This window comes from Oribacterium sp. C9 (assembly GCF_002007235.1).
Classification (GTDB): Bacteria; Bacillota; Clostridia; order Lachnospirales; family Lachnospiraceae; genus Oribacterium.
In genome coordinates this window covers 1-21,298 of record NZ_MUHW01000028.1, presented here as the reverse complement: position 1 = coordinate 21,298, position 21,298 = coordinate 1, and the positions used below count along the sequence as shown (strand labels likewise).

Annotated in this window: 19 protein-coding genes; 16 read left to right on the top strand and 3 right to left on the bottom strand. The window is 39.1% G+C overall.

The genetic code is table 11. The features are described from left to right. Positions 1–5 precede the first annotated feature (5 nt). The 7 genes from BXO88_RS14380 (at position 6) to BXO88_RS14350 (ending at position 10,340) form a co-directional block, all read left to right on the top strand. The gene (locus BXO88_RS14380) at positions 6–1,262 is read left to right on the top strand and encodes a 4Fe-4S dicluster-binding protein (RefSeq protein WP_168171730.1); all 1,257 of its coding nucleotides are present in this window, start codon (positions 6–8) and stop codon (positions 1,260–1,262) included. After that, on the top strand, positions 1,259–2,029 hold the full coding sequence (locus tag BXO88_RS14375) for a sugar phosphate isomerase/epimerase family protein (RefSeq protein ID WP_078038421.1): 771 nt from the start codon (positions 1,259–1,261) through the stop codon (positions 2,027–2,029). The genes BXO88_RS14380 and BXO88_RS14375 overlap by 4 nt, the downstream gene beginning before the upstream one ends. 6 nt (positions 2,030–2,035) lie before the next feature. After that, positions 2,036–3,391, top strand: a complete 1,356-nt coding sequence (locus tag BXO88_RS14370; protein WP_078038420.1) for an oxidoreductase — start codon at positions 2,036–2,038, stop codon at positions 3,389–3,391. 114 nt (positions 3,392–3,505) lie between these two features. After that, positions 3,506–4,276 (top strand): 3-ketoacyl-ACP reductase, encoded by a 771-nt coding sequence (locus tag BXO88_RS14365; protein WP_078038419.1) that lies wholly within the window; start codon positions 3,506–3,508, stop codon positions 4,274–4,276. 19 nt (positions 4,277–4,295) lie between these two features. After that, positions 4,296–6,311 carry an FAD-dependent oxidoreductase gene (locus BXO88_RS14360; protein ID WP_139355611.1) on the top strand — a complete coding sequence of 672 codons (2,016 nt, stop codon included), beginning with the start codon at positions 4,296–4,298 and terminating at the stop codon, positions 6,309–6,311. Positions 6,312–6,350: 39 nt separating this feature from the next. Continuing rightward, the gene (locus BXO88_RS14355) at positions 6,351–7,904 is read left to right on the top strand and encodes a glycoside hydrolase family 43 protein (RefSeq protein WP_078038417.1); all 1,554 of its coding nucleotides are present in this window, start codon (positions 6,351–6,353) and stop codon (positions 7,902–7,904) included. Positions 7,905–8,864: 960 nt separating this feature from the next. Further along, positions 8,865–10,340, top strand: coding sequence for an RNA-binding domain-containing protein (locus tag BXO88_RS14350; RefSeq protein WP_078038416.1), 1,476 nt, complete (start codon positions 8,865–8,867; stop codon positions 10,338–10,340). Between the two features lie 411 nt (positions 10,341–10,751). On the opposite strand, the gene BXO88_RS14345 is transcribed toward BXO88_RS14350, so the two are convergent. Beyond that, positions 10,752–11,312 carry a hypothetical protein gene (locus tag BXO88_RS14345; protein ID WP_078038415.1) on the bottom strand — a complete coding sequence of 187 codons (561 nt, stop codon included), beginning with the start codon at positions 11,310–11,312 and terminating at the stop codon, positions 10,752–10,754. A 363-nt stretch (positions 11,313–11,675) separates the two neighbouring features. On the opposite strand from BXO88_RS14345, the gene BXO88_RS14340 reads away from it, so the two are divergent. After that, positions 11,676–12,323, top strand: coding sequence for a recombinase family protein (locus tag BXO88_RS14340; protein ID WP_078038414.1), 648 nt, complete (start codon positions 11,676–11,678; stop codon positions 12,321–12,323). Between the two features lie 399 nt (positions 12,324–12,722). Here BXO88_RS14340 and BXO88_RS14335 read toward each other — a convergent pair whose 3' ends face one another. Next, positions 12,723–13,772: an ATP-binding protein gene (locus BXO88_RS14335; protein ID WP_139355610.1), complete on the bottom strand. Its 1,050-nt coding sequence runs from the start codon at positions 13,770–13,772 to the stop codon at positions 12,723–12,725. Positions 13,773–14,861: 1,089 nt separating this feature from the next. Between BXO88_RS14335 and BXO88_RS14330 the strand changes: the two genes are divergently transcribed. The 7 genes from BXO88_RS14330 to BXO88_RS14305 all read left to right on the top strand — a co-directional run bounded on the left by BXO88_RS14330 (position 14,862) and on the right by BXO88_RS14305 (position 18,620). Next, a complete protein-coding gene (locus BXO88_RS14330) occupies positions 14,862–15,959 on the top strand; it encodes an RtcB family protein (protein ID WP_078038434.1) in 1,098 nt (365 codons plus the stop codon). Beyond that, positions 15,956–16,570 (top strand): peptide chain release factor H, encoded by a 615-nt coding sequence (prfH, locus tag BXO88_RS14325; RefSeq protein ID WP_078038412.1) that lies wholly within the window; start codon positions 15,956–15,958, stop codon positions 16,568–16,570. Before BXO88_RS14330 ends, prfH begins: the two co-directional genes overlap by 4 nt. 27 nt (positions 16,571–16,597) lie before the next feature. Then, complete coding sequence (locus BXO88_RS14320) at positions 16,598–16,885, top strand: cyclic-phosphate processing receiver domain-containing protein (protein ID WP_078038411.1); 288 nt, start codon at positions 16,598–16,600, stop codon at positions 16,883–16,885. A gap of 5 nt (positions 16,886–16,890) precedes the next feature. Further along, positions 16,891–17,433, top strand: a complete 543-nt coding sequence (locus BXO88_RS14315) for an RNA 2'-phosphotransferase (protein WP_139355609.1) — start codon at positions 16,891–16,893, stop codon at positions 17,431–17,433. Positions 17,434–17,660: 227 nt separating this feature from the next. Beyond that, complete coding sequence (locus BXO88_RS14310) at positions 17,661–17,891, top strand: hypothetical protein (protein WP_078038409.1); 231 nt, start codon at positions 17,661–17,663, stop codon at positions 17,889–17,891. 110 nt (positions 17,892–18,001) lie between these two features. Beyond that, positions 18,002–18,160, top strand: a complete 159-nt coding sequence (locus BXO88_RS16590; protein ID WP_168171729.1) for a hypothetical protein — start codon at positions 18,002–18,004, stop codon at positions 18,158–18,160. Positions 18,161–18,389: 229 nt separating this feature from the next. Continuing rightward, on the top strand, positions 18,390–18,620 hold the full coding sequence (locus tag BXO88_RS14305; RefSeq protein ID WP_078038408.1) for a hypothetical protein: 231 nt from the start codon (positions 18,390–18,392) through the stop codon (positions 18,618–18,620). 1,246 nt (positions 18,621–19,866) lie between these two features. Here the strand turns inward: BXO88_RS14305 and BXO88_RS14300 are convergent. Continuing rightward, a complete protein-coding gene (locus tag BXO88_RS14300) occupies positions 19,867–20,163 on the bottom strand; it encodes a type II toxin-antitoxin system RelB/DinJ family antitoxin (protein ID WP_078038407.1) in 297 nt (98 codons plus the stop codon). Positions 20,164–20,437: 274 nt separating this feature from the next. On the opposite strand from BXO88_RS14300, the gene BXO88_RS14295 reads away from it, so the two are divergent. Next, positions 20,438–21,037 carry a helix-turn-helix domain-containing protein gene (locus BXO88_RS14295; RefSeq protein ID WP_078038406.1) on the top strand — a complete coding sequence of 200 codons (600 nt, stop codon included), beginning with the start codon at positions 20,438–20,440 and terminating at the stop codon, positions 21,035–21,037. Positions 21,038–21,298 lie beyond the last annotated feature (261 nt).

Below are 21,298 nucleotides of genomic sequence, written 5' to 3'. Positions count from 1 at the left end.
GGGAGATGGCTGACTTATATGTAAAGAAATTTGATATGATAAATCCTTTTGTTGTAGCATCCAGTCCGGCAACACAGGGGGCAAAAAATGTTTTGAAAACTGCAAAAATGCGCCCTGGTGCGATCGTTCTCAGAAATTTCGGACATGGTTCAGGCGGCGGTTCTTTTATTGGGCCGGACTCATCTGATATGTATGCCGGAAATATGGCTATACATTCCCATGCTGTTGGAAGACAGATCAAGGATGAGGTAACAACTCTTGAACAATATTGTGAGGAAGTAGAAAAAATCAAAAAAGAGATGGACTCGGATATAAAACTCTGGGTTTCGGTCGGACACTACAGTGATATTGTGAAAGGCGGGGACTGGGAGAAAGACTGGGAACATCAGGCTGTGGAATTAAAACGTGCCGGAGCCGATGCAATTGAACTTCATTTCAATACTCCCGGTGTGGCTGTGGCAAAGGATCGTACATTTGCATATCACCAATTGCTTCGTCACTGCATCGAAATCATGAAAAAAACGGTACCTGATGTACCTGTTATGGCAAAACTTGCAATAGAATCCGTTGATGCGCTCACTTCAATGAGGATTGCAGAAGCAGCCGGTGCAGCTGCAGCCGGTCCAACTGCAAGATGGAAAGGATTCTATATGGACCTTGACTGGAGGGGAACGGAGGCACGTCCAGGAGCAGGTTATGGTGGAACACAGGCAACGCCCCTCGTATGTTATTCCATTGCCGAGGCGCGTACAGCTGGTGTAAAGATTCCTCTTTATGGCGGGGGTGGAGTATTTAATTATGAAAATGCACTCCGTATCCTTATGGCCGGATCTGAAATGGTACAGTTAGGTGCACTTGCATGCTCCGGTGGTGTAAGCCAATGCAAAAAACTGATTGACCAGGTGAGCAAGTGGATGGATGAAAATGGATATAAGGATATGGATTCGCTTGTTGGTGACGGATTGAAACTATTTCAGATGGACAAGGATTTTACACTTTCAAGACAGAACAGACTTGCTGATGCATATCAGAATGCTTCTGTTGATCAGAATAAGTGTATTGGATGCGGCAGGTGTTTGGATGTCTGCTGGCATGAGGGAATCGAATTAAAAGAGAAAAAAGCTCAAAAAACAGATGCCTGCATAGGCTGTGGATATTGTTTTCAGGTTTGTCCGACAAAAGCTTTATTTGTGGACAAAAAAGGTATATTGCGTGCTTCCTTTGAAGAAGCCGGTATAGAAAGAGGTCGTAGTAAACCATGATACTTCCGGGTATAGTCTCTGCAACATTTAAAAATGAAAGTCCTGATTTTGTTCTGGAACAGACAGGAAAAGCCGGATTACGCGGGATAGAATGGTCTGAAAACTGGCATGTTCCGCTAGGAGATAAGAATTTTTCAGAAAACTTGAGAAGCCGAACTATAGAAAGAGGTATTGAGATAGCTGCCTATGGTTCCTATTTCAGATTAGCCACGGAAAAAGATCCTGAAAGAAGATTTCAAATGTCAATTGATAATGCTGTGGCATTAAAAGCTCCTGTTATCAGAATCTGGGGTGGTACGAAAGCCACTAAAGATCTGTCACAGGAAGAATGGACATCATTGAAGGATGAATCTTCACGTATATCAAGCCAAGCGAAGAAATACGGTATTAAAGTGGCGCTTGAATGGCATAAGAATACTGTGACAGACACAAACGAGACAGCACTCAGATTTTTAAATGAAGTGGAAAGTGATAATCTTTATTGCCTGTGGCAGCCAACCATGGAATTAAGCATGGAACAGCGTACTGCCGGATTAGATTTAGTCGAATCACAAAGGAAGCTTCTGAATATTCATGTTTATCACTGGGATGAAAGAGGACGAAGACCATTTAGTGAGGGAATATCAGAATGGAAAACGTATTTTTCCCATGTTGATACTTCTCTTACAAGGTATGGACTCTTGGAATTTGTCATGGGTGATACAAAAGAGCAGTTTTTTGATGATGCAAAAGAATACTTAAATCTTTTAAAAGAAATAAATGGGTGAATTTCGATGGCTGTACATAAGAAATTTCATTATAAGACACTGAAATCTTTACAGGATGAAATAGATACTCTGAATATTTCTATTCCATTTTCTGATAATACAGAAATTCTGAAGACACCGATTTCTTTCGGTGGGCATGTATTACCAAACCGTCTGGGAATAGCTCCGATGGAAGGGGCTGATTCTCTTCCGGACGGTTCTCCATCCGAGTTCACAAAACGTCGTTATATCCGGGATGCAGAAGGAGGAAGTGCCCTTATCTGGTTTGAAGCCATATCTATCGTTCCGGAGGGACGTTCTTCAGCAACCCAATTGTATATTGATAAGAATAATCTTGAGTCATTTAAACGACTTACAGATACAGTAAAGGAAGCCGGCATAAAGAAAAACGGTTTTGCGCCATATCTGATTATGCAGGCTAATCACAGTGGGAGATATTCAAATCCGGACAACAAACCTCATCCGATGATAGCATTTCGTAATCCTTTTCTCGAAGAGTTTCGTGAGGCATCCGATGAAAACATAGTTACAGATGACTATTTGAAAGGGTTGGAAGAGAAATTTGGTGAAGCAGCCCTGCTTGCAAAAAAAGCAGGCTTTGATGCGATAGACATCAAGTCCTGTCATGGGTATCTGCTTCAGGAGCTCTCCGCAGCATATCTCAGAAAAGGAGAGTACGGAGGGGATTTTGAGAACAGAACAAGACTTTTACGAAACGGAATAAGAGCAGCCAAGGTACATGAAACAGAAAACTTCATGGTGACTGCAAGAATAGGGATTTATGATGGATACCCATATCCTTACGGCTTTGGTGTCAGTGCCGGTAACTTAGGTGTGGATCTTACAGAGCCGATACGTCTTGTTGAGCTTCTTCATGAGGAATACGGTCTGTCGATGCTAAACCTCACCATGGGAAATCCATATGCTACTACTCACATAACGAGACCATTTGATGCCGGTAAATATAATCCGGAGGAGCATCCCCTGGAAGGAATTTCCAGGATGATACAAAGCATCGGGGAAGTGAAAAAATCTGTTCCTGAAATGATAATTTATGCTTCTGCACCTACCTATCTTCGTGAATATAGTGACCTTTATGCTGCCGGTGCAGTAGAACAGAGTTTCTGTGATGGCATGTTGTTTGGACGTATGTCATTTGCTAATCCGGATTTTGCGAACGAAATTATCGAACAGGGAAGAATCTGCCCAAAACGTGTTTGTCTCACTTGTGGAAAATGCGGTGACCTGATTAGAGCTCATCAGCCAACGGGATGTGTGATTCGTGATACAGAAACATTTTTACCTTTCTATCGTAAGTTTCAGGAAATAAAGAAAAACCAGCCGGCAAATTTCAGAGGCTGATATGTGTTCAGTGGATAACTACTAAAAGTATATATAGAAGCTAATCAGATGATGAAGCGTCTATAGGATAGATGATGTGATAAAAAACTTATTGCAATAGATGAGGAGATTAGGATGAACAAAACTGCTGTCATCACGGGAGGAAGTCGTGGAATTGGCTTTGCCATAGCAAGGAAACTTGCCATGGAGGGATGTAATATAGTTGTCTTTGCAACAGGCCCCCTTAACAAATATAAGGATAAGATAGATGAGGAATTCAATAAAAAAAATGTACCGTTTCTGTATGTACAGGGTTCTCTTTCCGATAAAGATGACAGAGAAAAGCTTTTAAGAGAAACCTTAGAGAGATTTGGAAGAATTGATATTCTGGTCAACAATGCAGGTGTTGCACCTCTTTTGAGAAAGGATCTTCTTGAAATGTCCGGGGAGAGCTATGAAAGAGTTATGTCAATTAATGCTGAGGGCACGTTTTTTTTAACACAACAGGTTGCTAAAAGAATGATTCTGCAGGAAAAGATATTTCCCACTAAAGGACATATAGTAAACGTAGGATCATGTTCCGCTGAAGTTTCTTCAGTTTCTCGAGGTGAATACTGCATTTCAAAAGCTGCAGTATCAATGATAACAAAGCTTTTCGCTGACAGGCTTGCCGGTGATGATATCATCGTTAATGAGATACGACCAGGTGTTATCCATACAGATATGGTAAGTGCTGTAGAAGAGAAATACAACAGACTGATCTCGGAAGGGGTTTTTCCGATAGCAAGATGGGGAGAACCTGAGGATGTTGCTGAGATGGTTGCATTTTTCTGCTCCGACAGTGTTCGTTATACGACTGGAAATTATGTGGATGTAGATGGAGGATTCCACATTCGGAGACTTTGAAATAAAGGAATATAGGAATATGAATAACTTGAGAACTATGAAGATCAAAAATGTGGTCGTCGGCTCAGGTGCAGCCGGATACGCTACTGCTGTCCGGCTTTTTCAATCTGGTGAAATAAATACGGCGATCATTACTGAAAATATAAATGCCGGTACTTCGAGAAATACAGGTTCTGATAAACAGACCTACTATAAACTGTCACTGGCTGATGGGGAGGACTCAGTCCTGAATATGGCAGAAGATCTTATGAGCGGTGGCGCAGTTGACGGGGATATAGCGCTATCTGAAGCGGCACTTTCCACGAGAGGCTTCTATAATCTGGTAGAGCTTGGCGTTACGTTTCCGTGTACTGAATACGGCGAATACATAGGATATAAGACAGACCATGACCGGGGAAAACGAGCAACGAGCGCAGGCCCATATACGTCAAAAATGATGACTGAAAAACTGGAAAAAAAGGCAAAAGAGTTGGAGATAGAGATTATCGGAAATCTGCAACTGATTCATATATTCACAGATGACGAACATGTTACAGGAGCTCTGTTTTATGAACGAGGGGAAAGAAAGGATGAAAGTATAAGCACACACTTATTTGACGCGTCAAATGAGAATTCTGCCAAACTAAATTTAAGCAGTGTCAATGAGGGTGAAAAAATACCGTTTGTTTTGGTTCAATGTGAGAATCTGATTCTTGCAACTGGAGGGCCTGCTGAGCTATTTCACGACAGGGTATATCCTGCTTCTCAGTTCGGTGCAACAGGCGTTGCTTTATCCTGCGGAATACATGGTCAGAATTTAACAGAATGGCAGTTTGGAATGGCGTCACTTTCTCCACGCTGGAATGTTTCAGGAACCTATATGCAGACTCTTCCAAGATTTATATCCATAAATCCTGATGGATCTTGTGAGCGTGAATTTCTTTTGGATTTTTTTAAAAACAAATATGAAATGATGTCAATGATTTTTCTGAAGGGATATCAATGGCCCTTTGATGTAAGGAAAGTCATTAATGGTTCATCAATAATAGACTTACTAGTATATAAGGAAACCGTTCTGAATGGGCGGCGTGTATATCTTGATTTCACGAGAAACAGCTGTGATGAGGATATTGATTTTGAATGCCTTTCTGACGAAGCCAAGCTTTATCTGAAAAATGCTGACGTTTGTTTTGGAACTCCTATAGAGCGCCTTCGTAAGATGAATATGCCGGCGGTTCAGTTTTATATGGATAAAGAAGTTGATCTTTCAAGAGATTATCTGGAGATTGCAGTTTGTGCACAGCATAACAATGGAGGGTTATCGGTAAACAGCAAATGGGAAACTTCTGTGCATGGTATTTTTGCAGCTGGAGAAGCTGCAGGAACTCATGGTATTTTTCGACCTGGTGGAAGTGCACTTAATTCGGGACAGGCTGCGGCTATTCGTATTGCGGAGACTATTTCTCAAAGAAAAGAAGAGTTGTTCGAGCGAAAGGAAAAGTCCAATCTTTTGGAAAGGGCTAAGGAAGTAGTAAAACTTGTTACATACATTCACGGTACCACTCCGGTTTATGAACTCTACAGGCAGGTTACAAAGCACATGTCTCTTCATGCCGCTATGATTCGTAATAGCGATAAACTTCGGGAAGAGTTGAAGGATATGAATAAGTTATGGCTTTCTCTGCCTGACCTGGAAAAAAGACCGAAAAATAAAGAAGAATGGATTTTACATTTTCATCTCAGAGATACTCTTATTGCGGCGATTGTCTATATTTCTGCGATGCTTGATTATGTCGAGAAAGGTCATAAAAGCCGAGGTTCTGCGTTATATACAGATTCATATGGAGTTTTGCCTGACGTTTCATTCCCTGAGATATTCCGTTTTACCGAAGATGATGGGGGAGGGCAGGATATCATACAGGAATGCGCATTAAAATTCACAGAGGCCCGCCCTCATACAGAGATACAGTGGAGACCGGTTCGACCGATTCCATGTGAAAACTATTTTTTTGAAAAACAATGGGCAGGCTATAGGGCTAGATTTGGGATCAAATGAGGTGAGGATCAATAGTATTTGCAGCAAAGGAGGTAGATAATGAAAAAAAGTAATCCGGTTCTTCAAGGTTTTCGTCCCGACCCATCTATATTGAGAGTAAAAGATGACTATTATCTTGCTACATCTACCTTTGAATGGTTTCCAGGTGTATGCATCCATCATTCCAGAGACTTATTGAACTGGGAGATTATTACATATGCATTGACAGATGAAAAGTATCTGGATTTGGAGGGAATTGACCCTTCATGCGGAATATGGGCTCCTAACCTTACATGCCATAATGGAGTATATTACCTTTTATATACAATAGTTTATACAAATAGGAGCAGGTTCAAGGATACCATTAACTATCTGGTGACAGCGGAAAATATACTTGGACCGTGGTCAAAGCCTGTGGCGCTAAATAAAAGCGGATTTGATCCATCTTTGTTTCATGATCCGGAAGGTTCTACATGGCTGGTAAATATGGTACTTGATTATCGTTTATCACACAAGCGATTTGCCGGAATATGTATTCAGCAATTTGATCCTGAGAAGAAAAAGCTTATAGGGGATATTTTTCATATATTTAAAGGCAGTGATGCAGGAACTACGGAAGGACCAAATATTTACTATCATAATGGATATTACTACCTGACATGTGCAGAAGGAGGAACTTCCTTTGAACATAGAGTGACTATGTGCCGTTCCAAGAATTTAAAAGGTCCATATGAGTTAAGCCCATATAATCCTGTGATCACTTCTTTCGATGACGACAGCCTTCTCTTGAAAAGGGCCGGTCATGGTCAGCTTGTTGAAACAAGGGCCGGTAATTGGTATATGGCTTATCTTTGTGCAAGAACGGTAGACGGGTATAGTGTTCTTGGCCGTGAAACTGCAATACAGAAGATGATATATACAAATGACCAGTGGTTTTGCGCAGAACATGGACATAGGCCGGAAGAGTACTTGGAAATCCCGGGAGCAGAAGTGAAAGAAGACGTAAATGAATATCTGAATTTTAAAAGCGATGATATATCTTTGTCCTATATGACTTTGAGATCATGTAGAAAAAAGAATGGCATTTTTACTGATGGAAAAGGCCTTCATATAAAAGGAGGTAATTCATTATCTTCAAAATATAATGTTTCTCTATTGGCAAGGCGTGTGACTGATTTTTATTTAAGCTACACTGTGACAATGAGATTCAAACCAAAGGATTACCGCCATATGGCTGGAGTTGCATGTTACTACAACTGTGATAATTATGATTTTTTGTATCTTACAACAGACGACAGTATGAATTACGTATTGCAGCTTATGGAGGTGGAGAATGGAGAAATCCGTCAAGGAGAGGATGTTGCCATAAAAAATGAAGAGACATTACAACTGCAAATACGTTTTACTGAAAAAAATATATTCTTTTATTACAGAGAGGGAAACGGTCAGTATAATGCAGTAGGAAAAGTTTTAGACAGAAGGCTTCTTTCTGATGAAGCTGTAGTAGGAAATGGTTTTACAGGGGAAATGGTAGGAATGGCCTGCCAGGACCTGAAAGGTGATGGATGTGAGTCCCTTTTCGACGACGCTTCTTATATAATCGCTCGCGGATGAGAGATATTATGCTTACACGTCTTACTAAAATGCCAGCGTGATTACCAGTAATGGGAGTCACGTTTTTCTGATTGAAGGAAACTTATGTCATTCAGAAAAATTATCTACTTGTAGCTAAGCGAAAGCAGGACGATAACTAAGTAAACTGCTCGGCTGTTGAATAACCGAGCTTCTAAACAGAGACTTTTTGTCTCTGCTTTTTCTTTATTACAAGTCAACCTGTGAACAGTAACGACAGCTCACCTCCGTTGAAGTTGAGCTTAAACTGCTTGTTGCATGATAACTGAATTTCACTTAAACTATGTATAGAGCTTTTCCTTTGTTGCTTTATGTTTGGTTGCTAGCCCTACATAAATTGTAGCAAATCAGGAGTTCTTTTTATATTTTAAGGGTTCACTTTTTGGGTGAAAATGTTAGTTTTTAAAGAAAGCAGTAATATTGCAGCTTTGTGGCGGATTTAGCCTCTTGCCGTGAATAATTCAGGTTTAGTATAATATAATAACACCAAGATCTCGAAAACCATATTTCTACGCAGGTTTTCCGGAGTTTCTTCTTTAATAGTATAATATCGTCGTCCTAAACCATAACCCCATCGTACAACAATCCGTCGTTACCTAATGGCTTATCGACCTCGTATAGGCCTATATATTCCACCGTGTGAAGTTCGGCGAGGCATCCGTCAGATGTCACTGCCTCTTTCAAATGTGTAACCAAGTGTAAAATTACGGTTTAATGAGTCTGCAATTAATATCTATATGATGTCACGATAATGCTATCCCTTAATTATTCGAAGCATGAGCTTCAATACCAGTAAAGGATACTTCACAATGGTGCGAAGTCTTCAGTGAAGTTGAGTGAAGCAAAGAATGAAGTTAAGTGAAGTTTATAGTAAAGCCGAGTGAAGTATTTGTTTACAACTTCACGCTTATTTTTTATAATCATATAGACAGAAGCTGAAGCATGGAGGGCATAATGTTTATAGAAGAGTTAGCGCCAGAGCTGAATTTAGAAAATAAGAACACAGAATATAAAGGTATTATAGAAGAAGGAAAAACCACCAGCGGTAAAAATAAAGAGATAGGATGGCTGAAAACACTTGTCGCTTTTGCAAACACAGATGGCGGGAAACTTATCATAGGGGTCGAAGATAAAGAGCACAAAGTTGTCGCACTGGATAAAAAGACCGCCGACAAAGTGATACTGATGATCCACCGTTGCATCAGAGAACGTATAGATCCTGTTATTGATTATGATATAAGTGATATACCAATAAAGCAGGATGCTTCTACAAGATATGTACTAATTATAGAGGTGAAAAAAAGTGCGAACCTCCCTGTTGCTTTGCATGAAGAGGGTCTTCTTGGAATATACATAAGAAATTATGGCCGGACAGATATCGCTACTTCCGAGCAGATCAAAGATCTTGTCCTGATGAGTGATAATACACCCTTTGATACAACATTCACCAATATGACCTTTGTCCGGGAACAGTTCAGCAAGCTCTTTTCCGTCGCACAGGAACGAAAGTCAAAAATAACCGAGAAAGAACTCATGTCAAAGAAAATAATCTCTGATATGGGACAACTTTCAAGAGGTTTACAGTTGTTTGCTGATGACTGTACTGATTCGAGAACCAAGGTAGTAGCGACTGTATGGCCTGGGATAAATAAGGGTGGAGCTGTAGTTACTGCAACAGAAGAATATGTTGGGGATCTGCTTACCGTCATAGAAAAATCGATAGATTTTATAAAAAATCATTCCGCAAATGGCTTTAAAAAAGAAGCTACGCAAACGGTAGAATATATCGCATATCCCGAAAGAGCTGTTACTGAAGGCGTCGTAAACGCTGTTGGTCACAGAAATTATTACATGCAGGGCACACAGATAGAAATCAATATCTTTTACGACAGGCTCGAAATAACATCGCCCGGAGCTCTTTTAGGCGTACGAGAGCTCATAAAAGAGACGAATATCTCTTCTATTATTCCAAGACGCAGAAATGATGTCATTTGCGATATTTTGGAAATGTGTAAGTACATGGAGAAAAAAGGGTCTGGTTTTGATAATATCGAGGCTGATTATTCCGGAAGAGGCGAGGGATATTCTCCATACATATCTGCCAACAGCAACTCTTTTACATTAACACTCCCTGATCTTACTTATAAAAACGGAATCATAAATCAGGATGATGATGTAGTAGATGTCTACATAGAAGAACTGACTCAGGGAAAAAATGACTTAAAAATCCTTTCCTACTGCTATAATAAAGCACACACCGCAGGTGAAATAGCAGCATATATCGGAATCAAACCATCTACCTATTTTAGAAAGGAAATATTGGAAAGACTATCACTAAATGGTCTTCTGCTTAAACAAGACGACTCTAAAGCCGCCAAGTACCTTGCAAATAAGAAAAAAGTCTTTATTAAACATTAGTAAAAAATGACTGTCGGCAAGAACCGATAGTCATTTTCTGATTATTTTTCGGACTCATTGGATTTTGGGTAAAGTGATATCCATTCCTCTGCTTCCTGCTATGATTTTAACTGATTTTTATGTTGCCCTGTAAACGCGTGAGCTCTTTTGTATGAGTCAGCTTTGACATTAATCGATTCATGCTGTAATCTCTTTTCCATTCAGAACACTCGCTACAGGGCTTAATAAATATTTTTGTAGTTACTACTATTTGGTCTTATGCCAATTCTATATTATGATATGATTTATTTTGGCAATAATAAAAACGAGATCTGAGCAGAACATTCTTATAAAAGCCAGCTAATATTAACCATGGATGTGACAGGGCTTTTCATGAAGAAGCCCTATCAGCACCGGCTTTATCAATAGCCTTTATTTTTCTTCAATTATAGCTTTCAATTCTAACAATTTCTTTGCCATATAATCATATTCATCTTGGCAATATGTGTATGGGACGTATCCGTATCCACCTTCATTATAGATATCATTCCAGTCTTTCATAATGCGATTAGCCTCTGCTTTTGTTGACGCAATTCCGTTCTTTTTTGCAATTTCCATTTTGCGTTCAAGATCTTGTATTTCCTGTGCTATTTTTTTCTCTTTTGCTGCTTTTTTACGTTGTGCTTCAAGCGCAAGATATTTATCTTTCTCGGCCTTGGTAATAATCCATACACTATTTCCACATCCTCGAAATTCACCGTCAGGTTCCCTGTTGGGACAATCAGCCCATGTAACGTATTCAAGGTTGATGTGCTCGCCCATTCCAACCATCATATAATCACGACACTCTGGGTTACATCTTTTCTTTTCTTCATCTGTAAGATATCTGCCTCCTTGTATACTTAAACCATACGAGTATGCATGTTCTAAAGTGATATAAGTTTTCGTCTCTCCCTCATTCATGGCACAATTACTGTTAATCTTTTTGGTCATTTATACATTCTCCTTTTCATTTGAAATAATAATTAATTACAAAATCAACATGTGGGATTTTTCAAAGAAATATCATTTTTTATAAAATAAATTTATCTTTTTTATTTGATGGGTTTAGGGAGATTGTTTCCAATGCATTCCACGAGACGGGGCCCTAGGCTTGATATACCTTTTTTCATACGAATAGCCCTACCGCCTAAAAGTGACCTTTAATTCAGGCTCACTGAAACAGTAGGTATTATTTTAATCAAATCATAACTGGGGGTAGTCATTTACCATATGGTTGTTCAAATAAAGCTGGTGGCATATAATAAGTGTGCAAAATGTATAAATAATGGTTCTAATTGAACACAAGGGTGGTATATGGCTAATATAGCTTATGTAAGAGTCGGTGTTAAAGGTAAAACAAAGGCTCAGCAAATCGATGAAATAGGTGAAGCTGATAAATGGTATTTTGAGGAAAGCAAGGATCGTAAAGAGCTAAAGAGACTCCTGCGGTCGGTCAGAAAAGGCGATGCCCTATATGTGAGCGATTTATTGAGACTCACGGATAATGTGAACGATCTTGTATCAATAATAGGAGACTTATCAAAAAAGAATGTACATCTCATTAGTAGGAAAGAAAAAATAGATTCAAGAACAACTACAGGGCAAGCATTATTAATGGCCATAAAGGTGGTTTCTGAATTTGAAAAGGAGGCTCGTTCGGAAAGACATGCGGAAGGTGTGCAGAGAGCAAAAATTGAAGGAAAGTATAAAGGGAAAAAGAAAAAGACGATTCCGGGATTTGCGGAACACTATAACGACTACATGAGCCGGAAAACAAGTAAAATCGACCTTGCGAAAAAACTTAAGATCAGCAGAGGGACGTTGGACCGGATGATAAGAGATTACGAACGGGAGAATGTCAAGAACAGTGATGATATACAGATCGTACCTCTGCAGGAGGGGAGCAAGATAGGTCAGCTCAGGTTCGATGATATTAACATGAATCTCAAAGAGGAGAGGTGAATAACGGAAGACTGTAAAAGCAGGATGCCATCCTGAAGCCGAAGACATTATCTGAATACTATTTTTGGCAATTTCCAATCAGAGCCATTTTTCACTTTCCTTTTAGCATATTCCCAAGGAGAATCTTTTCCGATGTATATACCGCCGAGAACATAATATTGTTTTAAAACGCGATAATAGAACTCTTTAAACCATCCAATGTGCTATGTTTACAACATGGAATTGGATGGTTCTGGGATTTTGATATGGATACAGGTTTGAACCTTTTTATGAATCTCAATAAAACAGATTAATCCAAGTATGCTTATCAAGACAGACAAACAGAGTGATATTACAACAGGAGCCTACAAAGGAGACTCTGACCATGCGGGCGCTTGCAGATGCGTCCGATAAGACATTTTACCTGCAAAAAATATCGATATACTCACTGAATAATGGAAGAGAGGTCTTTGCTTTTCCGTAAGATGACATATATATGAGCCCGCTTTTTTGCAGGATGTCTCTGTAGGTCGAAAAATTGTTACTGTCCATGTTGAGCTGTTGCTTCAATATGGAAACGGCACCTCCATCTTTATACATCGAAATCATTTTGAGGACCTCACGTTCCTTTACTGAAAGCTCTCTCCATATTTTTTCATATGCATTATCAAACAGTTCAGTTTTGAAATCCTTGTAGATTTCATCGGAAAAAACCTTTTCCCCGGAGCCAAATATTAAATGGCCAAGTATCTGGAAGGCATACGTGTATCCGCCGGTCAGTTTTGCCAGCTTGATTGCATCATCTTCAGGCAGATTCAGGATTTTCTCAAACTCCCTGGCGATTCTGATTTCACTGAGAGGCACAAGTGTGATCTTTGGAGCTCTTTTTAAAAAGGATAATGTTCTATTATTATAGAGAGCTCTGTAATTCTTATATGTTCCGGTCATTAACACATATAATGGGAGGTCTTCATTTATACAATGAAGATAATATTCCGTAAAGGTCCGTATGGAAGAGGAGTTGCTAATGTCGTCTATGGTGATGATTAACTTTTTTCCATTGTTCTTGATGAGCAGCAATAATTGATCAAGAGCGTATCTGATATCGCCATCATTAGAATCGGAATTGATAGGCAAAGTGGGTAAAGGCACAGATGGATCCTTTGGTGATAGAGATGTGGCTGCAATGTTGTTAAGCTGATAATTCATTGTTTGGAGTATAGGTTCTTCTGAATCTATATTGATATGAATCCAGGACTTATCCTCTTTGATCTTAGTGGTCACAGATGTCATCAATGTGGTCTTTCCCATGCCTATGGCCCCGATAATGACATATATATGTGACAAAGGTATAACAGACATAAATGTCTTTAGGATTGACTCTTCCTCATCTGCTCGGCTGATGTACAATGCAGACTTTGCCCCTAAACTTAGACTGAACGGATTGCTTGTATATTCTTCATGTTTCATAACTTACTACCATTTATTATAATTATCACAACTTACTACTATTATATAAATACATTACTATTTACTACTACTTTGGACAAGTAGCATTTTATATAGAGAAGCTGCATTGAAATTAAGCAGAATAAGATAGATGTAAGCAAATACGGAGGCGTGTAATTACTATTCATTATTAACGATCATTTTAAAAACATTTGATATTTAAAAGAACTAGTGTTTCTTGAGGAAAATAGTAAAGACTTGTTCAGGCATAGAACCAAGGATATCTTGAGCATAATGGTTTAACAAATAAGCAGGTCACCTCAAATGTGTTAAATAAAACACCGCAAATCTGTTAAATGGCTTATTTATCATATTTTACACAAAAGAGTTATAGTCCAGGCCAACAGATATATGGCGACTATGTTATATGCACCAGTGTATGTAATTTCGGGCACGTTATCCCTCTTCCTTCTTCCTTCTTTCATCTTCCTTTCTGATATTCCATTCCCTTCCCTTTTTTCTCCGTATTCTTTTCCTTTTTTGAATACGGGATCAGATTCAGGAATCCAGATTTTCTCTTTTTTTAAAATAAAATTGGAAAAAAAGAGGAAAAAGATGAAAAGCTGAGGAGGAAGTAATAGGAGAGAGGGAAGAAGGAGGAAGGAAGAGGAAAGAAGATATCTAAAGCCAGCTTGAGAATCACTCTTATGGGGGTTCTGTGCATTATAAACTGACTGCCAAGATAAGTACTGGTCTATTATTATGTCCAGTCGGTGCTGCTTTAGAAAACTGGTTCAAGTCCCGGTTTTCTATAATAAAGCTACCTGTAAACCATCACTTTATTGACCGTGGCTGGCAGGAGCGGTAAACTTAACAAGTAATTTTTGATTTTATTGCTCCTTGGGAGCAGAAAGGAGGACGATCATGAAGCGTATGATGACTAATTATTATTTTGTAACTGAAAACAACAGAGGCATGGTTGTCCGCTGTCTTTTTGGCTGATAATTCTATCAGTTTATCCATTTTTTGAACGGACGATTTACATGACCTCTGAATATCGGAGGTTTTATTTTGATACAAATAAAAGGAAAATATGCTGATGCTAAGGTAATGTGCATCGGCGACATAGAAGACGGGAACGTAGAGCAGTATGCAATCGACCAGATCAGGATGATAGCAGATATGGAGGCTTCAAAAGGAAGCTCGATTTGTGTCATGCCGGATGTCCATCCGGGGAAGGTAGGCCCTATCGGGCTCACAATGACTGTAAAGGGTGCTATTGTTCCGGCTCTTATCGGTATTGATATCGGATGCGGTATGAGCATGGTGCCTATCGGAAAGATACGAAAGGATTTCCAGAAACTTGATACGGTCATAAGGGACAATGTACCTGCCGGATTTAAGATTCGGAATACGGCTCATAGAAATGCGGAAGAGTTTGACATTGGCAGCCTTAAATGCGGGAAGCATATAAGAGATGAAAAGGCATTGCGGAGTCTTGGAACTCTCGGTGGTGGAAATCATTTTATCGAGATCGATAGGGATGAAGAAGGTGAAGGATATCTCATCGTTCACAGCGGAAGCCGTCATCTTGGTAAAGAAGTAGCTGAGTACTATATGGATAAAGGCCATAAGCTTTTGAAGGAACAGGGGAAAGATGTACCGTATGAGCTCACGTATCTTACAGACGAGCTGCTTTCAGACTATATACATGATGTTAGGATGGTGCAGGAATATGCAGAACTGAACAGAAGCATCATGATAAAAGAGATCTGCAAAGGCATGAAATGGAAAACAGGTGAAGAAAAGAGCTGTATCCATAATTACATCGAAGAGGCTGCTGATTATGTGATGATCAGAAAAGGTGCAATATCTGCCAAAACAGACGAGGACGTCATCATTCCCATAAACATGCGGGATGGGGTGATGCTCGGGAAGGGAAAAGGAAACACTGAATGGAACTGTTCAGCTCCACATGGTGCCGGAAGGATAATGTCCAGGGATGCCGTTCCCTCAGTACATACTGTTTCTGAATTTAAAGCTTTCATGAAAGGGATATACACAAGCTGTATAGGAAAAGAGACTCTTGATGAAGCTCCTTTTGCATACAGAGACATGGATTATATCAGAAATGCTGTAGGTGACAGCGTTGAGATTACAAAGATCCTTAAGCCTGTATATAACTATAAGGGAGGCAATGAGAGATGATAATGCAGATAAGTTCCGGGATGGGTCCGGTAGAATGCAGGGCGGCTGTTGGCGGAATATACAGGGAACTCAAAAAAGAGTTCCCTGATATAGATATGGTAACATCTGTGAAAGGTGAAATAGATGGAGCTTTTTCGTCTATCATTTTTAGTTCCGAGCAGGATTTATCGGAGCTTAAAGGCACCATGCTGTGGGTCTGTAAGAGCAGCTACAGACCCGGGCATAAGAGAAAGAACTGGTTCGTGGATGTAAGCATTATTACTGAAGCAGAGGAAGTGGATGCCGGATTTACGAAGGAAAAGATAAAGATAGAGAAGTTCCATAGCGGAGGCCCCGGTGGCCAGAACGTCAATAAGGTCGAGACCGGAGTCCGTGTGACACATCTTCCTACAGGGATAACAGTAACATCAACAAAGGAACGTTCACAGCATGCAAATATCCAGGATGCCCTTAAGAAGCTTACATCGATACTTCGGGAGATCAACACCGCGAATAAAGATAAGCAGAAAAATGATGCCTGGAGCAGACATGCACAGATAGTGAGAGGTAATCCTGTGCGTACATATGAGGGTGCAGGTTTCAGATTGAAAAAAGACGAAAAATCCGACTAATAGATAGTTTAGAAGGGAGAAAGACCTATGAAGATATGGTTGGATGACCTACGTCCGGTGCCGGAAGGGTATGAAGGCGTAAAGTCAGTAAATGAAGCCATTGCACTTATTGAGGAAGCCGAAAGAGACGGTATTGAGATTGAAGTCCTGGATCTCGATCATGATCTCGGAGACTATTACTGTGAGGGAGGCGACGGAATAAAGCTTTTGGACTGGCTGGCAGAAAGGGAGACATTTTATCCTATAGAGATACATACCTCTAACCCCTTGGGCAGGGCGAATATGGAAAGACTTATAGCAAGGTACTGGGAGTAAGGGAAATGAATGAAAGAGAAACAAGTAAATTTATATCACTGATACTTAGGCACAAGCCGGAGGTGATCGGAATAACTCTTGATGAACACGGATGGGCAAATGTTGATGAGCTTATAAAAGGCATCAATAAAACGCATCCTCTGGATATGGATATTTTAGAGCGCATAGTCGCAGAGGATGAGAAACAGAGGTACTCATTTAATGAGGACAAAACTCTTATTCGGGCAAATCAGGGGCATTCCATCCCTGTGGATGTGGAACTAGAAGAAGTGGAGCCACCTGAGATACTCTATCATGGTACCGGTGAAAAGTATGTTAAATATATTGACGAGCAAGGTCTGATTCCTAAATCCAGATTGTATGTACATCTGTCTAAGAATGAGGAGACAGCCCGTAAAGTCGGGTGCAGACACGGGAAACCGGTAATCTATATAGTTAAGAGTGCTGAAATGTTTCGGGATCATGAAAAATTCTATCGTTCTGTAAACGGAGTGTGGCTTACGAAACATGTTCCGGCTCATTATTTAAGTAGAATGCAGAAGCGATAGGCAACATTTAAATGTAGCCGAAAGCATTCTTTTACATGGCTGTAAGAAGGCATGTAAAGGCTCCAAATTGCCAAAAAAGAGATAATCTGGTTATTGGATTTTCTTCTAACTCACGGTGATTTGCCAATTATATCAAAAATCTTATTGATACATACTTTGTACGAATAAATGCTTTTTATATCGAGACTATATCTATAGCGCTAGTAAAGAAGATGGAGGGTGGTAAAATGAATAAAATTATGATTTTATCAGCTTTGTTAGGAATGATGATCACAGGTTGCAACAGAACTATCGTTGATACAACCTGGGCATACAAATATGCTGACATTAATGGTATCGGAACCGTTGAGGTTTCCTCATGGACGGATTATGAGAACTCAGACATGATCCAGATAAAGGCTAAAGATGGGACTGTTTATTTGACGCATTCGGTTAATGTAATTCTAAGAACAAAGTAAAAACAAAGCAGATGTAAGTTGAACTTTACTTGCATCTGCTTTTCTTGTCGATATCCCTAATTTCCTTGCGGTATCATTAAGTTAATGATACTTATCGGGGAGACGGTGCTATGGATTTGCGGAAGACCGGGATTACAAAAGAAGAGAAGATGATAGTTCGTACATATTCAATTCACTCTCGCGAGATTGTTCTTGTGAGAACACTGACGAGCATCAGCATGAGGTTCATCCTGCGCAGAATTCCGGAGCAGGAAGACGCGGACTCATAACCATTAAGCCTGAATTTAACCCCGAAAAACCGTTTGGGGACAAACCAAGGATTATTGTGTCTCATAGCAACTCGACCGGTAAAAAACCTTTAATGACATATGGGATAGGAATTCGGAGGGTGAATTATATTGGAGATTCAGAAATCCGATAAATGTTCCAATATCTGATTGTAAAGAAATAGATGATCTTGAATTTACCATACGTGAACAAACAGATAAGATTTGTCTATTGGAAAGAAAGTATCTCCGTCTTCTTAATACAAAGGCGGAGATTAAGCCAGCCGGAAGAAAGGCTAATCCAAAAAAGCTTGATGTACAAGCTGGAAAGGTCAAGGAACTGCAGGATCAGGGACTTAGTGAGAAGGAGATTACTGAACAGCTTTATATTGGGAGAGCTATTTTCTATAGGATGAAAAGGAGGCTGAGAGGTACATATAACGAGCTATATGGTTTGAAATGATGATTCGAATATTTTTTGCCTTCTCAAAATGATGATGTGAAGCGCCAAATAAGATTTCAAAATATTATTTGACCAGTATAGAAATCGTATCTTTCTGGAGAAAAAAGTCATGTTAATGATGGAGATGCATAGTTTCGGCTTATATCTGCTTTTTCTTACTTCCAAGCGCAAATATTTCTGCATGCTGAAATGAAGGATTTCTCATTGAAGCAGTATTATATAGTTAAAAATACGCTTGATGGTAACTCGAAAGGTAGAATATATTATCGTTCATATTGATTGAATACAAATATTGAAATTCAGATACATGTTTTACTGATTTTAAAGCATAATGCTTAAGTGTTATGGCGAATGTATAGCAAACATAAAAATCCAAAGAGGTTCGCACATGGCAAATTAAACATATTGCACAAATTATCAGAAAATGAACTGTAACAGTTTGACAAATCGTTCAGGCTGTGATATGACTACATCAGATGTATTGATATTACTCTTATGCAGTTAAGTTAATATTTGCAGTCACTCCTCGTATGAGGAGTGTGGGTTGAAATGGTCGCTTTGATTTGACACATTGACAGCTCATGTCACTCCTCGTATGAGGAGTGTGGATTGAAAAGATTTATGCGACAGATACCTTACGGGTTCTGATGCCTCGGGAATGCATACGGAAACCACACACAGGACAGAATAATTCCTTTGTAGTAGTTTTCAAAGTGATTTATTTTGTGGACTCTTCAATGGTAATGTTAGTGATGGTAACATCATTATCTTCAAGGTCCAGTAAGTCTGTTATAATGTTCATGTAACCTCTCTATTATTTATTGAATATTAGAGCAATCCAATAATATGTTCGGGAGGTAATGGTCGTAAGACGCAAAAAAGAAGAGGAGGTCTCTAAAAATGGAGATCTCCTCTTTTTATAAAATTCATTAAAAATCTGTTTTTAGACCCCAAATAAGTCAGACCACACAAGTTTGGAAATCCTCAAAAAGGCCTTTCATTTAAATCGAATATAAGGTAAATAGTATAACAAATGCCATTAAAGCCTTATATTAAGCGGAAAGTAGTTTGATTACATATAATCAAACTAAAAGAGCATAACTTTACGGTTATAAATGCTCTTTTTTATGACTATAATTCTTCAAGTATCTTTTTTATAGCTGTAACATATCCAGTTTTATAAACAGGATACCCTCCAAGTTGTTAACCTGTTGCATTCTGAATACAGTATCTATGACCGCATAAATCATTCCCTCTTACGATCTGCTCTACTTGCTAATATTTCAGCATTTATTTCTTCAAGGGTTATTTCAGGCGCTTCGGATGCCTCATCTCTTAAAGCGTTAAAAGCTACTCTAAAATCTTCTCTTGCATTTGTTTCTGGTAGTGTGGCATCAAAAGGAAGGCCTCTCACCTGTTTGCTCTTTTTCATAAACATTCTAAAAGCGGTGGGAAGATCCATTCCCAACTGCTCATAAATATCAGACACCTCTTGCTTTAATGCCTTATCTACTCTGAATTGGATCAGTACCTGTTCATTCATATAAAGCACCTCCATTAACGCTGTATTTGTTATGCATGTATTTGTCATGTGTTTGTAATACTATTATATCCAAACATTTTATCATTAGGCAACGTGAAATTCAGTAAGTAAAGCATGCAGGCTAGGAAACAAAAGTCTAGATGATTTATTGTCAGATCAAATTAATTCAGTAAACCCTCAACCATACAAGAAAACTTGGAGCTTTCTTTTTTTATTGCTATCTCTCATCTCTTTCGGTATCATTAACATAATGATACTTTCCGGAGGTGACATTATGGATAAACGGAAGACTTGGATCACAAAAGAAGAAGAGAAGATGATCATAAGTACTTATGCGCTACATTCCGGTGAGATTGTACCTCACGGTGATCCTACTGAGCATCAGTATGAGATTCTTTCTGCATGTCATTCCAGAACAGGATTACGTGGTCTTATCGCAATCCGACCGGAATTTAGCATAGATAAACCAATAGAAGATAAACCAAGAATACTTGTATCTCATAGCGATTCTACAGGCAAAATAGTCTTTAGGGATGTTTGGGAAAGAGATTTTGAAGGCAAACTCTATTGGAGATTCAGAAATCCTATAAATATCCCTATCTCTGACCGTGATAGAATATTTGAACTTGAAAACGAAAATAGTATGCTTAAAGGCAGACTATTGATACTGGAAAAGAAGTATCAGAATATTATTGATACTGTAGCCGTGACTAAACCAGCCGGAAGAAAGCCAAATCCTGAAAAGCTTGACGCACAAGCTGCGAAGGTTAAAGAGCTTCTCGATCAGGGCCTTGGAGAGAAAGAAATCACAGAACAATTACATATCGGGAGAGCTACATTCTATAGGATGAAGAAGAGGCTGAGGGACATATAGAATAAGACATTTGTCCAAAATGCTGATATGTCAACATTTCTCCCTTCTAAAATGTTGATTTAAAGCATATTGTTCCTTTTCAAAATGTTGATTGGCGTGTATAATTTTTATATCCTAATATTTCCGGGGTATAAATCATGTTAAAAAGAAAGATTTTCAAGCAGCTTGAATCGTGGGTAGAACACAAAGACAAAAAATGTCTCGTGCTTCAGGGTGCTCGTCAGACAGGTAAAACATATGCTATAGAACGATTTGCCGAAT

What these genes read in the sequence shown, in the direction of transcription:
- BXO88_RS14360 (WP_139355611.1), top strand. Translation starts at nt 4,296, where the DNA reads ATGAATAACTTGAGAACTATGAAGATCAAAAATGTGGTCGTCGGCTCA.
- BXO88_RS14355 (WP_078038417.1), top strand. Translation starts at nt 6,351, where the DNA reads ATGAAAAAAAGTAATCCGGTTCTTCAAGGTTTTCGTCCCGACCCATCT.
- BXO88_RS14365 (WP_078038419.1), top strand. Translation starts at nt 3,506, where the DNA reads ATGAACAAAACTGCTGTCATCACGGGAGGAAGTCGTGGAATTGGCTTT.
- BXO88_RS14315 (WP_139355609.1), top strand. Translation starts at nt 16,891, where the DNA reads ATGAATGAAAGAGAAACAAGTAAATTTATATCACTGATACTTAGGCAC.
- BXO88_RS14330 (WP_078038434.1), top strand. Translation starts at nt 14,862, where the DNA reads ATGTGCATCGGCGACATAGAAGACGGGAACGTAGAGCAGTATGCAATC.
- BXO88_RS14375 (WP_078038421.1), top strand. Translation starts at nt 1,259, where the DNA reads ATGATACTTCCGGGTATAGTCTCTGCAACATTTAAAAATGAAAGTCCT.
- BXO88_RS14335 (WP_139355610.1), bottom strand. Translation starts at nt 13,772, where the DNA reads ATGAAACATGAAGAATATACAAGCAATCCGTTCAGTCTAAGTTTAGGG.
- BXO88_RS14370 (WP_078038420.1), top strand. Translation starts at nt 2,036, where the DNA reads ATGGCTGTACATAAGAAATTTCATTATAAGACACTGAAATCTTTACAG.
- prfH (WP_078038412.1), top strand. Translation starts at nt 15,956, where the DNA reads ATGATAATGCAGATAAGTTCCGGGATGGGTCCGGTAGAATGCAGGGCG.
- BXO88_RS14300 (WP_078038407.1), bottom strand. Translation starts at nt 20,163, where the DNA reads ATGAATGAACAGGTACTGATCCAATTCAGAGTAGATAAGGCATTAAAG.
- BXO88_RS14340 (WP_078038414.1), top strand. Translation starts at nt 11,676, where the DNA reads ATGGCTAATATAGCTTATGTAAGAGTCGGTGTTAAAGGTAAAACAAAG.
- BXO88_RS14380 (WP_168171730.1), top strand. Translation starts at nt 6, where the DNA reads ATGGCTGACTTATATGTAAAGAAATTTGATATGATAAATCCTTTTGTT.
- BXO88_RS14345 (WP_078038415.1), bottom strand. Translation starts at nt 11,312, where the DNA reads ATGACCAAAAAGATTAACAGTAATTGTGCCATGAATGAGGGAGAGACG.
- BXO88_RS14350 (WP_078038416.1), top strand. Translation starts at nt 8,865, where the DNA reads ATGGAGGGCATAATGTTTATAGAAGAGTTAGCGCCAGAGCTGAATTTA.
- BXO88_RS16590 (WP_168171729.1), top strand. Translation starts at nt 18,002, where the DNA reads ATGGATTTGCGGAAGACCGGGATTACAAAAGAAGAGAAGATGATAGTT.
- BXO88_RS14320 (WP_078038411.1), top strand. Translation starts at nt 16,598, where the DNA reads ATGAAGATATGGTTGGATGACCTACGTCCGGTGCCGGAAGGGTATGAA.
- BXO88_RS14310 (WP_078038409.1), top strand. Translation starts at nt 17,661, where the DNA reads ATGAATAAAATTATGATTTTATCAGCTTTGTTAGGAATGATGATCACA.
- BXO88_RS14295 (WP_078038406.1), top strand. Translation starts at nt 20,438, where the DNA reads ATGGATAAACGGAAGACTTGGATCACAAAAGAAGAAGAGAAGATGATC.